Origin of the sequence: Streptomyces sp. NBC_01723 (assembly GCF_036246005.1) — a bacterium.
In the GTDB taxonomy this organism is placed as follows: Bacteria; Actinomycetota; Actinomycetes; order Streptomycetales; family Streptomycetaceae; genus Streptomyces.
The window spans coordinates 7,336,075-7,350,759 of sequence record NZ_CP109171.1 but is presented as its reverse complement, the minus strand read 5'-3'; the positions used below and the strand labels follow the sequence as shown (position 1 = coordinate 7,350,759).

8 protein-coding genes and 1 pseudogene are annotated in these 14,685 nt (G+C 71.1%); 2 read left to right on the top strand and 7 right to left on the bottom strand.

Features of this window, described 5'->3' with window-relative positions; all coding sequences use genetic code 11:
- Positions 1 to 11: 11 nt before the first annotated feature.
- Positions 12 to 920 (bottom strand): class I SAM-dependent methyltransferase, encoded by a 909-nt coding sequence (locus tag OIE75_RS34545; protein ID WP_329473282.1) that lies wholly within the window; start codon positions 918 to 920, stop codon positions 12 to 14.
- A 152-nt stretch (positions 921 to 1,072) separates the two neighbouring features.
- Positions 1,073 to 2,800 carry a glycoside hydrolase family 6 protein gene (locus OIE75_RS34540; protein ID WP_329473281.1) on the bottom strand — a complete coding sequence of 576 codons (1,728 nt, stop codon included), beginning with the start codon at positions 2,798 to 2,800 and terminating at the stop codon, positions 1,073 to 1,075.
- 514 nt (positions 2,801 to 3,314) lie between these two features.
- Here OIE75_RS34540 and OIE75_RS34535 point away from each other — a divergent pair.
- Positions 3,315 to 6,236 (top strand): glycoside hydrolase family 48 protein, encoded by a 2,922-nt coding sequence (locus OIE75_RS34535; RefSeq protein ID WP_329473280.1) that lies wholly within the window; start codon positions 3,315 to 3,317, stop codon positions 6,234 to 6,236.
- 241 nt (positions 6,237 to 6,477) lie between these two features.
- Positions 6,478 to 9,120 (top strand): cellulose binding domain-containing protein, encoded by a 2,643-nt coding sequence (locus OIE75_RS34530; RefSeq protein ID WP_329473279.1) that lies wholly within the window; start codon positions 6,478 to 6,480, stop codon positions 9,118 to 9,120.
- A 45-nt stretch (positions 9,121 to 9,165) separates the two neighbouring features.
- Here the strand turns inward: OIE75_RS34530 and OIE75_RS34525 are convergent, their stop codons facing one another.
- From OIE75_RS34525 to OIE75_RS34505, 5 genes and pseudogenes are all read right to left on the bottom strand, one after another.
- A complete protein-coding gene (locus tag OIE75_RS34525) occupies positions 9,166 to 11,079 on the bottom strand; it encodes a caspase family protein (protein WP_329473278.1) in 1,914 nt (637 codons plus the stop codon).
- A complete protein-coding gene (locus tag OIE75_RS34520; protein ID WP_307016098.1) occupies positions 11,063 to 11,485 on the bottom strand; it encodes a hypothetical protein in 423 nt (140 codons plus the stop codon). Before OIE75_RS34520 ends, OIE75_RS34525 begins: the two co-directional genes overlap by 17 nt.
- 142 nt (positions 11,486 to 11,627) lie before the next feature.
- Positions 11,628 to 13,501 (bottom strand): annotated as a pseudogene (locus OIE75_RS34515) (rhamnogalacturonan lyase).
- Positions 13,502 to 13,577: 76 nt separating this feature from the next.
- Complete coding sequence (locus tag OIE75_RS34510) at positions 13,578 to 14,318, bottom strand: class I SAM-dependent methyltransferase (protein ID WP_307016095.1); 741 nt, start codon at positions 14,316 to 14,318, stop codon at positions 13,578 to 13,580.
- A 4-nt stretch (positions 14,319 to 14,322) separates the two neighbouring features.
- Complete coding sequence (locus OIE75_RS34505) at positions 14,323 to 14,628, bottom strand: 4a-hydroxytetrahydrobiopterin dehydratase (protein WP_307016094.1); 306 nt, start codon at positions 14,626 to 14,628, stop codon at positions 14,323 to 14,325.
- Positions 14,629 to 14,685 lie beyond the last annotated feature (57 nt).

The window sequence follows — 14,685 nt, the reverse complement described above, 5'->3', positions numbered from 1 at the left end:
CACGGCGGCCTTCAGACCGGCCGTGCCGCCGTGTACACGGTGTGCGCCACCAGCACGAACACGTCCTGCCGCCGGTACACGCTCCCCTCGTCCCCGGGGTCGAGCAGCCGGTCAAGGGTGTCCCGGTCCACGGCGTCCAGACCCTCGCCGACCCGCTCGCGGAGCCGGGAGAGGGAGGACGCCGCGTAGTCGCGGGCCGCGTCGGAGACGGGCGCGGGCAGGTCGAGGAGGAAGCTGCGGGTGCCGGTGTGCTTCAGGCCGGCGGCGGTCAGCAGCGCGGGCCAGTCCTCCGTCTCGGGCACGGAGCCGGGCAGGTTCGCGCGCATCTGCGCGAAGAAGTCCTCCTCCACGGCGTGGATCCTGGCCTGGAGCCCGGGACGCCCGAACCCGATGTCGCGGGGCAGGAACCGGGCGGGCAGGCCGCCCTCCAGGATCGCCAGCGTGCCGCCGGGCGTGAGATGCCCGCCGATGGCCGCGAGGGCGGCTCGCTGGTCGCCCAGGTGGTGCAGGCTCTGGCCGGCCCACATCAGGTCGGCGGGGTACTCCAGCTCGCCCAGGGCGCCGGGCAGGTCGCCGGTGAGGGTGCGGAAGCGGTCGGCGACACCGAGCCGGGCGGCCCGGTCCCGGGCCCGTTCCAGCAATGGACCGGCGCCGTCGGCGGCGACCACGCGGGCGCCGGGGAAGACCTCGGCGAACAGGCAGGAGACGACGCCGGGTCCGCTTCCGACGTCGACGACCAGGCCGGGGTCGGTCACGTCCCGCGCCAGCCAGCTCATGGCCTGCCGGTACAGCGGCGTGTAAAGCTCGGCCTGCGCCTCCAGCATCGGGGCCATCTCGGCCCAGTCCAGGTCGGTGTGGTCGTGTCCGGTTCCGTGCCCGTGCGCGGAACCGTGCTCGTCGTGGTGGTGGTCGTGCGCCATGCTGGTCAGCCTCCCGTTCGCGGTGACCTCAGGGTGCGACGACTCACCCCGTCCGGGCAAACAACGTTGCCGGTCCCGCAAAAAAAGGGGAGGCCGCCGGGGCCCGGCCCGCAAGGACCGGACCCCGGTGACTCACCCGCGGGGGAAGCCGCTCACGACAGCGGCGGGTAGGCGTTCTTCATCAGCTCCTGGAACTGCGCGGAGAACCAGTGCCCGGAGACCGGGGCGTTCGCCAGCGCGCCCGAGGGGTTGTTGCCGTTGCGCGCGTTGCCCTCGTAGGTGGGGTCGCACATCCGGTCGAAGCCCTTGCCCTCGTCGTTCGGGATCTCCTCGCTCGCTCCGTCGGACTCGCCCGGGGGCTTCATCCAGACGTACGCGTCGATCCCCGCGGCGGGACTGGACTGCGGACGTTCGCCGAGGCCGGCTCCGGACTGGTTGCACCAGTTGCCGAGGTGGATGCGGCGGTCGTAGCGTCCACCGTTCACGTAGGTGTCCACGTTGGTCGTGGCACCCGGACCGGTGGGCCGGGCGGTGCCGCCCCAGCCGTTGCGCGAGGTGTCGATCAGCATGCCGAGGTTCTGGTCGAAGCCGATCGAGACCAGCTTGTCGCGCATGGCCTGGGCGTAGGACAGCTCGTCGGTGTAGCGGTTCCAGTCGACCCACTTGGACTGGCGCACGGAGGTTCCGTTGACGGAGTCCTCGATCTTGAAGTTCTCCTCCTTGAGGGCGCTGTAGTTGGCGGTGTTGACGATGAAGCCGTGCACGTCGCCGACGGTCGCGCCCTCGGTGGTGGCGGCCGTCTTGAACATGTCGGCGGAGGCACCGAAGTTGTCGTCCCAGCCGAGCCAGCCGTGGTGGCCGGCGTCGACGTAGTTGTAGACGTTGCCGACGTCGCCGAGCTTGTTCAGGGCGTAGCCGACGCCCTTCTGGTAGTTGCCGTTGGCCTTCATCACGTCGCAGTTCGGCGTGGCGGTCGGCCGGCCGCTGACATTGGTGACCAGGTTGGGCAGCGAGTCGATCTCGACCGTGGTGACGATCCTGAGACCCGCGTACTTCGGGTCGGCGAGGATCTCGGCGATCGGGTCGATGTAGTCGGTCTTGTACTTGTCGATCTCCGTCGGGCCCAGTTCGCCGTTGGAGGCGAGGGCGGAGCAGTCACGGCCGGGGAGGTTGTAGATGACGAGCTGGACGGCGAGTTCGCCGGAGCCCTTCTGCGTCAGCGCCTCGTCGAGGTGATCGCGCAGACCCATGCCGCCGTTCACACCGTTGATGGCGGCGATCCGGTCGAGCCACACACCGGTGGGCTGGTTCGCGATCCGGGAGCCGCCCGGTTCGGCGGCTGCCTTCGCGGACCACTCGGGGTTCACGTAGACCTTGGCGCCGTCATAGGGGTTGTTCACCCGGTCGGACGGTCCGGTGGGGTCGGTCGGGTCCGTCGGGTCCGTCGGGTCGGTCGGTCCGCCGTCGACGTTGCAGGTCACGCCGTTGAGAGTGAAGGTGGCCGGGACCGCGTTGGCGCCGCTGTAGGTGGCCTGGAAGCCGAAGCTTGCCGAACCGCCCGTGGCGAGGGTGCCGTTGTACGACTCGTTGGCCGCGGTGACGGCGGCACCGCTCTGACTGACCTTCGCGTTCCAGCCGTTGGTGACCTTCTGGCTGCCGGCGTAGGTCCATCCCAGCGACCAGTTCGAGGTAGCGGCACCGTTGTTGGTGACGGTCACGGCGGCGGTGAAGCCGCTTCCCCAGTCGTTCTGCACCTTGTAGTCGACGGTACAGGCGGCGGCCGCGGCTCCGGCGCTCGCGGAGTGGGCGGCCAGCGCCGTGCCGGAGGCGCCGGCGACCAGCGTCAGGGCAGCGAGCATCGCGGTTCTGGTACGGGTCATGAGTGCGGGTTCCTTCTTTCGTGGGGGTGCGGGTGCTGTCGTCCGGGGCCGCGCGTCCATCGGCGCGGTCCGCTGCCGATCGGCATGGGGGTGCCGTCGTGATCGAAGGTCAGGAACGGCCCGCGGGCACGGTGCGGGAGCCCGGGGTGGGTGCGGGCCGGCGGACCGGCCGAAGGCGCGCGCGAGGACAGGCCGCGGCTGCGGCTAAAAGTCCTGAACGCGGAAGGTGGAGCGGGGGGTGTCGCATGAGCGACTCCTTGCAGTCCGGGCACGCCGTGACGGTCGCGCCGACTGATGGAACCGCTCCCACTGGTTCAGCGAAGGTAGCGCCAAGTGACGGCAAAGAACAGAGGAGTTACCGACTTTCTCTCCGCTCGCCCTGTCGAATCTTTTCGACTCTTCACGCATCTTGACCGCCGATGCCCCTCTCTCCACTATGGGAGCGCTCCCACTGGTTCAAGGCTTGTTGCTCCTCCCCCACCCCCTCCCCGAGCCGCAAGGAGGAACCAGCACCATGCACCTCCGACACAGACGCAGACGCCGCACCGCGCGGCGGCTGTGGACCGCCGCCCTGGCGGCCCTCGCACTGCCCCTCACCATGCTGAGCACGGGTTCGACTCCCGCCCAGGCGGCCGCACTTCAGTGCAGCGTGGACTACAGGACGAACGACTGGGGCTCGGGCTTCACCGCGGAGCTGACGCTCACCAACCGCGGCACCGACGCCATCGACGGCTGGACGCTGACCTACGCCTACGCGGGCGACCAGAAGCTGAGCAACGGCTGGAACGGCACCTGGTCCCAGTCGGGCCGGAACGTCACGGTCAGGAGCGCCTCGTACAACGGGCGGGTCGCCGCCGGGGCCGCCGTCACCACCGGCGGGCAGTTCACGTACAGCGGCACCAACACGGCGCCCACGAACTTCGCGGTCAACGGCACCTCCTGCGTCGGCGCGCACCAGCCGCCGATCACGGTGCTGACCAGCCCGGAGGCGGGCGCGGTGTACTCGCAGGGCGAGGCGGTGCCACTCGCGGCCACGGCCGCCGCGGCCGACGGCGCCGGCGTCAGCAAGGTGGAGTTCTACGACGACACCACCCTGCTCGGCACCGACACCAGCGCGCCCTACACGCACTCGGCCTCCGGCTTGACCGTGGGCAGTCATTCCCTGGTGGCGAAGGCGTACGACAGCATGGGCGCCTCCGGCAGTTCGACGCCGGTCGGCATCACGGTCGCCTCGGGACCGGTTGTGGTTGCCTCACCCGGCCAACTCGGCGTCCAGCAAGGTGAGTCGGGGACGTACGAGGTCAAGCTGTCGAAGCAGCCGGCCGCCAGTGTCACCGTCACGACGACCCGCGCGAGCGGCAACACGGGGCTCTCACTCACCGGCGGGGCGAGTCTCACCTTCACCCCGTCGAACTGGGACACCGCCCAGCGGGTGACCGTCTCCGCGGACGCGTCGGGCACCGGCTCGGCGGTCTTCGAGTCGACGGCTCCCGGCCACGGCAAGGCCGCGGTCACCGTGACCCAGCTGGCCGCAGCGAAGGACTACGACGCCCGCTTCCTGGAGCTGTACGGGAAGATCACCGACCCGGCGAACGGCTACTTCTCCCCCGAGGGCGTCCCGTACCACTCGGTCGAGACGCTGATCGTCGAGGCGCCCGACCACGGGCACGAGACGACCTCGGAGGCGTACAGCTACCTGCTGTGGCTCCAGGCCATGTACGGGAAGGTGACCGGCGACTGGTCGAGGTTCAACAACGCCTGGGAGATCATGGAGACGTACATGATCCCCACCCACGCCGACCAGCCGACCAACTCGGCCTACAACGCCTCGAAGCCGGCGACCTACGCACCCGAACTGGACACGCCGAACGAGTATCCGGCGCCCCTGGACGGCGCGGTCTCCGTCGGTCCCGACCCGATCGCCGGCGAGCTGAAGTCGGCGTACGGCACCGACGACGTCTACGGCATGCACTGGCTCCAGGACGTCGACAACACCTACGGATACGGCAACTCGCCGGGCAAGTGCGAGGCGGGTCCGGCGGACACCGGCCCCTCCTACATCAACACCTTCCAGCGCGGCGCGCAGGAGTCGGTGTGGGAGACGGTGCCGCAGCCGACCTGCGACGCCTTCAAGTACGGCGGCCCCAACGGCTACCTGGACCTGTTCACCGGCGACGCGTCCTACGCGAAGCAGTGGAAGTTCACCAACGCCCCGGACGCCGACGCGCGGGCCGTACAGGCCGCGTACTGGGCGGACGTCTGGGCCGAGGAGCAGGGCAAGGGCGACGAGATCGCCGGGACCCTCGACAAGGCCGCGAAGATGGGCGACTACCTGCGCTACGCCATGTTCGACAAGTACTTCAAGAAGGTCGGCGACTGCGTGGGGCCGTCGAGCTGCCCGGCCGGCACCGGCAAGGACTCCTCGCACTACCTGCTGTCCTGGTACTACGCCTGGGGCGGCGCGGTGGACACCTCGGCGGGCTGGGCCTGGCGCATCGGTTCCAGCCACACCCACGGCGGCTACCAGAACCCGCTGGCCGCGTACGCGCTGAGCACCTACGCCGACCTGAAGCCCAAGTCGGCCACCGGCGCCTCCGACTGGGCCAAGTCCCTCGACCGGCAGGTGGAGTTCTACCGCTGGCTGCAGTCCGACGAGGGGGCCATCGCGGGCGGCGCGACCAACAGCTGGGCGGGCCGGTACGCGACACCGCCGGCCGGTACGCCGACCTTCTACGGCATGTACTACGACGAGAAGCCGGTGTACCACGACCCGCCGTCCAACCAGTGGTTCGGCTTCCAGGCGTGGTCCATGGAGCGGGTCGCCGAGTACTACCAGCAGAGCGGCGACGCGGCGGCGAAGGAGGTCCTCGACAAGTGGGTCGACTGGGCGCTGTCGGAGACGACGGTCAACCCGGACGGCACCTTCCGGATCCCCTCGACGATGCAGTGGTCGGGTCGGCCCGACACCTGGAACGCGTCCTCCCCGGGTGACAACGGCGACCTGCACGTCACCGTCTCCGACTACACCAACGACGTCGGTGTGGCGGCGGCCTACGCCAAGACCCTGACGTACTATGCCGACCGCTCGGGCGACACGGAGGCGGCCGCGACCGCCAAGGCGCTGCTCGACGGCATGTGGGAGAACAACCAGGACGCGCTCGGCATCGCCGTCCCGGAGACCCGCGCCGACTACAACCGCTTCGACGACCCGGTCTACGTCCCGAACGGCTGGACCGGGACCATGCCGAACGGCGACACGATCGACGCGTCGTCGACGTTCGCCTCGATCCGCTCCTTCTACCAGGACGACCCGGCCTGGTCGAAGATCGAGGACTATCTCGCGGGCGGTGCCGCGCCCACGTTCACGTACCACCGGTTCTGGGCTCAGGCGGACATCGCCCTCGCCATGGGTTCGTACGCGGAGCTACTGGAATAGCCCCCGCGGGGCGCTCCGCGGGCTGGGCGGTTGTTCGACCGCGGGTCCGCTGTAGCTGGTCGCGCTCACGCGGCGGTAGCCGCAAGTCGGCACAGACCCGCCCCCCTGCGGGGCGCTCAAGGCTCCGCGTGCTTGGTCTCGTCACCGGACGACGGGACCCCTGCCGGGCGGCCCTCGTTCATGGCGAGGGCCGCCCGTGCTCGTATGCGTTCTGCTCCTGACGGAAGGACGGTTCCCCACCGTGCGAAGAACCAGGATCCTCACCGTTCTGCTGGCGCTCGCGGCCGGTCTCCTGGCGGGCAGCCCGCCCACCGCACTGGCCGCCGGCACACCGGAGGCGGCCGTCACCGCCGACACCTACGCCTGGAAGAACGCCCGTGTCGACGGCGGCGGATTCGTCCCCGGCATCGTCTTCAACCGAACCGAGAAGGACCTGGCCTACGCCCGCACCGACATCGGCGGCGCCTACCGCTGGCAGGAGTCGTCCCACACCTGGACACCGCTCCTCGACCACGTCGGCTGGGACGACTGGGGTCACACGGGCGTGGCCAGTATCGCCTCCGACTCCGTCGATCCCGACCGGGTGTACGCGGCGGTCGGCACCTACACCAACGACTGGGATCCGGGCAACGGCGCGGTGCTCCGCTCCGCCGACCGGGGCGCGACCTGGGCGAAGACGGACCTGCCGTTCAAGCTGGGCGGCAACATGCCGGGCCGGGGCATGGGCGAACGCCTGGCCGTCGACCCGCACGACAACGACGTGCTCTACCTGGGCGCGCCCAGCGGCCACGGACTGTGGCGGTCGACCGACGCGGGCGTGACCTGGTCCGAGGTGACGGCCTTCCCGAACCCCGGGAACTACGCGCAGGACCCCGGCGACACGTCCGGCTACGCCTCCGACAACCAGGGCATCACCTGGGTCACCTTCGACGAGTCGACGGGGTCGGCGGGCGCGGCGACGAAGACCGTCTACGTCGGCGTCGCCGACAAGGAGAACGCCGTCTACCGCTCCACGGACGCGGGCGCGACCTGGGAGCGGGTCGCCGGACAGCCCACCGGGTACCTGGCCCACAAGGGCGTCCTGGACGCGGAGAACGGATACCTGTACCTGGCCTACAGCGACACGGGCGGGCCGTACGACGGCGGCAAGGGGCGGCTGTACCGGTACGCCACGGCCACGGGCACCTGGACGGACATCAGCCCGGTCGCGGAGGCGGACACCTACTTCGGGTTCAGCGGCCTGACCGTCGACCGGCAGAACCCGGGGACGGTCATGGCGACGGCGTACAGCTCCTGGTGGCCGGACACGCAGATCTTCCGCTCGACGGACAGCGGCGCGACCTGGACGCAGGCGTGGGAGTACACGTCGTACCCGACCCGCGAGAACCGCTACACGATGGACGTCTCCTCCTCCCCCTGGCTCACCTGGGGCGCGAACCCGGCGCCGCCCGAGCAGACACCGAAGCTGGGCTGGATGACGGAGGCGCTGGAGATCGACCCGTTCGACCCGGACCGGATGATGTACGGGACGGGGGCGACGATCTACGGCACGGAGAACCTCACGAACTGGGACTCCGGCGGCAAGTTCGCCATCGAACCGATGGTGCGCGGCCTGGAGGAGACCGCGGTCAACGACCTGGTCTCCCCACCGTCCGGTGCGCCGCTCCTCAGCGCGCTGGGTGACGTCGGCGGCTTCCGGCACACGAGCCTGACCGAGGTGCCGTCGATGATGTTCACCTCCCCGAACTTCACCTCCTCCACGAGCCTGGACTTCGCGGAGGCGAAGCCGGACGTCGTCGTGCGGTCGGGCAACCTGGACTCGGGTCCGCACGTCGCGTTCTCCACGGACAACGGCGCCACCTGGTTCGGCGGCACCGACCCGGCGGGGGTGAGCGGCGGCGGCACGGTCGCGGCGGGCGCGGACGGCGGCCGCTTCGTGTGGAGCCCCGACGGCACCGGGGTGCAGCACACGACGGGCTTCGGCACCTCATGGCAGGCGTCGCGCGGCATCCCGGCCGGCGCGGTCGTCGAGTCCGACCGGGTGGACCCGAAGACCTTCTACGGCTTCAAGTCCGGCAAGTTCTACGTCAGCGAGGACGGCGGCGCGACCTTCACCGCGTCGGCGGCGACCGGCCTGCCCGCCGGTGACAGCGTCCGCTTCAAGGCCCTGCCGGGCCGCGCGGGCGACGTCTGGCTGGCCGGGGGCGCGCCGCACGGGCCGTACGGCCTGTGGCACTCCACGGACGGCGGCGCGACCTTCACCAAGCTGCCGAACGTCGAGGCGGCCGACACGATCGGCTTCGGCAAGGCGGCACCCGACGCCTCCTACCAGACGCTCTTCACCAGTGCGAAGATCGGCGGTGTCCGCGGCATCTTCCGCTCCACCGACCAGGGCGCCACCTGGACCCGCGTCAACGACGATGCCCACCAGTGGGGCTGGACCGGCGCCGCCATCACCGGGGACCCGCGGGTGTACGGACGGGTGTACGTGGCGACCAACGGACGGGGCGTCGTCTACGGTGACACGTCCGACGACGGCGGCGACCCCGGCCCGACCCCCACGGGGGCGTGCGCGGTTGCGTACACGATCACCAACCAGTGGCCCGGCGGCTTCCAGGCCGACGTCCGGCTCACCAACACCGGCACGTCCGCCTGGAACGGCTGGTTCCTCGACTGGCCCTTCGCCGACGGCCAGCGGGTGACCCAGATGTGGAACGGCGACCACACCCGGTCGGCCACCACGGTGACGGCGAGGAACGTCACCTGGAACGGCAACGTGGCCCCCGGCGCCTCGGTGAACTTCGGCTTCACGGGCAGCTGGACGGGGACGAACGCGAAGCCGTCCGGTTTCCGGCTCGGTGAGCACGGCTGCACGCTGGAGTGACCCCTGGCCGGGGGCGCGTGCCGTACGGCACGCGCCCCGGCCAGGTCAGGCCGATGGGTCGGACCCGGTCGGGGTACCACCGTCCAGGCTTTCCCGGGCCTCTGCTCTGAGCTGGGCGATGATCTCGGTCCGGGACTCGTCGATCCCGGCCGCCAGTCCGCTCACCTGTGTCACGAGGTCCGAGGTGATCTCGGTGACGTCGTGGGGTTCCAGCGGCGAACCGTGGAGTTCCGAGACCGCCTCGCGCAGATCCCGGAGGGCCGCGAGCATCTCGCGGACGTCACTCGCGTCCTTCACATTCGTCAGCAGTCTGCCGGTACGCCGGTGCACCGCCTTCGCACACGCCTCCTCGTCCAGGGGGCGGGTGAGTTCGGCCACCGCGTCCTCCACCACACCGCTGACGAACGTCTGGAGGTCACGGTCGTCCGCTTCCTCCAGGAAGTCGCGCACGTGTCCGAACACCACGCGCAGTCCCTCCGCCAGTGCCCGGAGTGCGGTTGCCCCGTCCGCGTCGACGAAGCGGCTCCTGCGGACGGCGGCGGCCAGTTCCTCGACCAGTTGCGGCACCGGACCCCGCCCTCCTAGACCACGGAGGACGTGGGCCAGCGCCCGCAGGTCTTCGGCGACCGTCGCCAGTGCCGCCAGTTGATCGGGTACCTGGTCCTCTCCCTGCCCGACGGGCTCGGTCGCCGTCCTGCGTATCGTGCGCGCAACGGCCTCGACGAACGTCCTGGCGGCAAGGGTCAACCGGCGCAGTTGCAGATACCGCTCGAAGCGCGTGAGCAGGGTCCCGAACAGTTCGAGGTAGTCGATCACCACGCTGAACAATTCGTCCACGGCCTCGGACGAGGCGGCGTCGGCCACCTGGGCCAGCAGGGCGTCGCACAGGTCCGTCACGGCGAGGACCAGGACCGCGTCCCCGTTGAGGCTGTCCAGCGCGTGCAGAACGTCGTAGGCCGCGTCGACCAGACGCGTGGGCCGCCCCGGTGGGTCCACGGCAGCGACCATGTCACGCCACAGAACGCTCCCCTCGTGCGTACGCAACAGGTGCCGGAGCTTGTCGAGGGTGGCGAGGAAGAGATCCCGGGCTTCGACCGCGTGCGGGAAGGCGTTCAACGCGTTCGCCATGGTGCCGGCCACGGTGCTTCCACCGGGCAGCACGAGGAGCGGGGCGGACGGCCGGTGGTACGGGTTGCGGGCGATCCACACACTGCCGCGCCCGTCGCTGTACAGCTCCGGTGTCTGCGGGTCCCGGTTCCTCGTGAGCGTCTCGGTCACGAAGTCGTACAGCTCGGATATCGAGACGTATCCGTCACGGTCCCGGTCGGCCAGACCGTTCCTGATGCCGTCCAGCAGGACCGAGGTGAAGACCGAGCGCGGCCGCAGCCCGGGCAGGGCACCGGAACCCTCCTCGTACGAGTACTGGAACGACGTGGAAGAGGTGAGGATGATGCGGCCCCGGCCCGACAGGTGCACGGGCAGGTCCACCTTGCTCCTCGCGCCGCGCGACACGAGGCCGCGGCGGAACGCCCCGCTGAAGCAGCAGTCGAGGATGACCACCTGGGTCCGTGCGTCGCACTCGTCCAACTGCACCAGGATCGCCCGCGGGTTGAGTCCCGTCTGGGCCAGGCGGTCGGCCTCGGAGTCCTTCGCGGCGAGGTAGTAGCGGTTCTGCACGTCCTTCACCCCGTGGCAGGAGAAGTAGACGAGCACGAGGTCGTCCGGTTCCGACTCGGCGAGGAAGGACTTGAGGGCACGCTCGATCTCGTCCGCGAGACCGTTGAACACCTTGGTGACGTCGAACTGGCCCAGGCCCGGATCGCCGAGTACCTCGGCGAGGGCCTCGGCGTCGCCCGCCGGTGCGACCAGTTTCGTGAACTCCGGGTCCTCGTACGTGTCCGTGGCTATCAGAAGTGCCCTGCGCCGTCCGCGCCCACGGTTGTCAGGACGCCGGGTCACCGTGGGTTCCGGGTGTCTCGTCGTCGCCCGCCCCGGAGGCGGCGTTGTTCCTGAGCCACTGCGCGATCAGGGCCTGCTCCTCCGCCTTGGGGTGCCCCGTCACCGTCAGGCTTCCCGACGGCCCCGTCAGCTCCACGGAGCGGTGCTGTGCCCTGCCCACCCAGCCTGCCGCCAGGCGTACGACCTCGGAGAGAACCGGTGACGCGACGAGGGCCGCGACGAGGGACAGCGTGAGCGGATCCCCCTTGGCGCCCTGCGGGGCCCGCTGCCCGGTCCGGGGACGGACGAGTTGGGCACCGAGGTCACTCAGTCCGCTCCTGAACGGCTCGGCCGCGTCGTGCCAGTCGTCCGGTTCCAACGTGTCGTCGTACAGGTGCAAAGTGACGGGTACGCGTTCCGTGCTCATCAGTCCCCCACATGCCGTCGCGCGTTACGCGGTCAGTATGGTCCCGGCGGGATACTCGTAGGTGCTGTTTCACCATTCACCTCCGTACCGCACGACTGGTCGACCCGCCGGGACCGGCGCCGCGTTCCGACGACTCGGGGACTCAGGGCGTGTACACCGTCGGCCTCGGGGCCGTCGCCATGCCGGAGCCGATGAAGAAGCTCGGGTGCGGGGGCTGGTTGTAGGCGGTGTTCTGCCAGGCCAGTGCAGTGCGGTACTGGGTGTCGTGGAGGAGGGTCGTGATGCGGGTGCCGGTGTCGTACGGCGTGGAGTAGACGCGCAGGGCCCTGTTGTCCGACGTGCGCCAGACGACCTCCTCGCGCCAGTCGCCGAGTATGTCGCCCGCGAGGACCGGGGTGGCCTTGGTGCCGTTGTTGGACGCGACGCCGGACCCGGTGAGCAGGCGGGTGTCGCCGGAGGGGCCGTACTTGTCGAAAGGGTGCCGTCGAGGAGTTCACGGACCGGGTCGCCGTCCCACCAGGACAGGAAGTTGGCGCTGGAGGGCTTGCGGCTGTTCACGACCGTGCCCCCGGGGTCGCGGATGCCGCTCTCGGCGGAGGACCAGGACTCGGCGCCCGCGCTGCCGGACCAGATGTCCCCGGCGACGCCCCGGCCGTTGTCGCCGCTCGCGCCGGTGGACCAGATGATCCGTCCGGTGCGCGCGTCCGCCATCCAGGACGAGGGCTTCGAGGCGTCCTCGTCCACCTTGAATTCCTCCAGGCCCGCGCGGGACGGGTCGAGGTCGCCGACGTGCATGGCGTCGCCGTGACCGTTCCTCGTGGTCCACAGGGCGTTGCCGTTGTCGTCGACGGCCATCGCGCCGTAGACGATCTCGTCCTTGCCGTCGCCGTCGACGTCCGCGACGGAGAGCTGGTGGTTGCCCTGGCCGTCGTAGCCCTTGCCGGTGTTGGTGGAGGAGTTGGTGTCGAAGGTCCAGCGGCGGGTGAACCGCCCGTCGCGCCAGTCCCAGGCGGCGATCACGGAGCGCGTGTAGTAGCCGCGCGCCATGATCAGGGAGGGCCGGGAGCCGTCCAGGTACGCGGTGCCCGCCAGGAAGCGGTCGACGCGGTTGCCGTAGGAGTCGCCCCAGGAGGAGACGCTGCCCCGGGCGGGGACGTGGTCGACGGTGCCCATGGCCCTGCCGGTCCCGCCGTCGAACATGGTCAGGTACTCGGGGCCGGACAGGACGTAGCCGGAGGAGTTGCGGTGGTCGGCCGAGGAGTTGCCGACGACCGCGCCGGTGCCGTCCCGGGTGCCGTCGGCGGTCTTCATCGCCACCTCGGCCCTGCCGTCGCCGTCGTAGTCGTACACCTGGAACTGGGTGTAGTGGGCGCCCGAGCGGATGTTGCGCCCGAGGTCGACGCGCCACAGCCGGGTGCCGTCCAGCCGTAGGCCGTCGACGATCGTGTTGCCCGTGTACCCGGACTGGGAGTTGTCCTTGGCGTTGGTCGGCTGCCACTTGAGGACGAGGTCGAGCGCGCCGTCGCCGTCGAGGTCGCCGACGGAGGCGTCGTTCGCCTCGTAGGTGTAGGAGACGCCGTCGGGTGTCGTGCCGCCGGCGGGCGGGCTGATCGGCACGTCCTTGTAGCCGGCCCGGAACTGGACGGCGTGGACGGAGTCGCCCTGCTCGGTGCCGTCGACGACGGCGCGGACGGTGTAGTCGGCGTGGGACGGGGCGCCGGCGTGGAAGAAGGTGGTGGAGCCGGTGAGGGGGGCGGCGTTGACCTTCGTGCCGGCCCGGTAGACGTTGAACGCGACGTTGTCCGGGTCGGTGCCCAGCCAGCGCCAGCCGACCAGGTTGCCGTCGCCGGTGTGGACGCTGACCACGCCCCGGTCGAGGGCCTCGACCTGACGTGCCGTGGCGGCGTGGGCGGTGCCGGGGGCGAGCGTGGTCAGGCCCGCGCCGATCAGCCCCGCGGCGGCGAGGGCGGCGGCCAGGGCGAGCGGGCGTCTGCGGTACGTGTGGGGGTGCCTCACGGGGTGGACCTCCTGGAGGACGGATGGGTTCCGCCTCTCAGTCGCCGCCCGGGAGGGCCGGGTTGCCGCCCCCGGCCTACGACTTCACGAACGCCCGGAGGGTGAAGACGGGGTCGGGCCGGGGGCGGTCCTGGTCCGGCAGGGCCGCGAGCCGGGTGGCGAAGTGCTCCGCGCCCGGCTCGCCGGGCGGCAGCGTGACGAACCAGCCGCGCCGCAGGTCGGCGACGGTACGGCGGGGGCTGCGGCCCTGGCCGTGGCCGGTGAAGCGGGCCTCCCCCGCCGGGACCAGGCCGTGCGCGCGGGCGTGCGCCTCGACGAGGGCGGCGGCGTCGTGCGCGGTGCTGGGCGGGCGGGCCGCGAGCACGGCGTCGATGTCACTGCCCACGTTGTGGGAGGCGCCCTTGTCGACGGTGGTCACGTACACCCCGCCGGGCCGCAGGACGCGGGCGCACTCGCCGACGATCGCCCGCACGTCCCCGGCGCCCTCCGCCAAGTGCAGCAGCCACACGCTGGTGACGGCGTCGAACCCGCCGTCGCGGAAGGGCAGCCGGCGGCTGTCGGCGAGCACGACGGCACCGGGCAGCCGGGCCGCGGCCCGCCGGGCCATGGCGGGGGCGAGGTCCGCGCCGGTCACCCGCGGGGCGCCCGGCGCGGCCGCCAGCCGCCGGGTGACGATGCCGGTGCCGCAGGCGATGTCGAGCAGGCTGCGCGCCCCGCGCGGCACGAGGCTCAGTACGGCCCGTGCCGCGGCTTCGGCCCGGGGCTCGCCGCCGCGGGCCGCGTCGTACCGCTCCGCTTCCTTGTCGTAGTCGAGCACACCGTCAGTGTGCCCCGTGACCGGCGGCCAGATCCTCCACCCTGCGGGCCAGCTCGACGTCCTTCGCGGTGACGGCGCCGCCCGCGCTGTGCGTGTGCACCGCGAGGGACACGGTGTTGTAGCCGAGGGTGAGGTCGGAGTGGTGGTCGAGTTCCTCCTGCACCTGGGCGATGTGCACGACCATGGCGGTCGCCGCGAAGTGCGAGCCGAGCCGGTAGGCACGGGTGAGGCGGCCGCCCTCCAGCGACCAGCCCGGCAGCTCGGTCAGCCGCTCTTCGATCTCCTGCCGCGACAGCGGTTCGACGGGCATGTGCCACGCTCCTGTCCTGGGGGCCCGGGTACCGGGGGTGCCCCTTCAGCCTGCCAC

Coding starts and splice junctions, on each gene's coding strand:
- OIE75_RS34520 (WP_307016098.1), bottom strand. CDS start 11,485: ATGAGCACGGAACGCGTACCCGTCACTTTGCACCTGTACGACGACACG.
- OIE75_RS34505 (WP_307016094.1), bottom strand. CDS start 14,628: ATGCCCGTCGAACCGCTGTCGCGGCAGGAGATCGAAGAGCGGCTGACC.
- OIE75_RS34535 (WP_329473280.1), top strand. CDS start 3,315: ATGCACCTCCGACACAGACGCAGACGCCGCACCGCGCGGCGGCTGTGG.
- OIE75_RS34545 (WP_329473282.1), bottom strand. CDS start 920: ATGGCGCACGACCACCACCACGACGAGCACGGTTCCGCGCACGGGCAC.
- OIE75_RS34540 (WP_329473281.1), bottom strand. CDS start 2,800: ATGACCCGTACCAGAACCGCGATGCTCGCTGCCCTGACGCTGGTCGCC.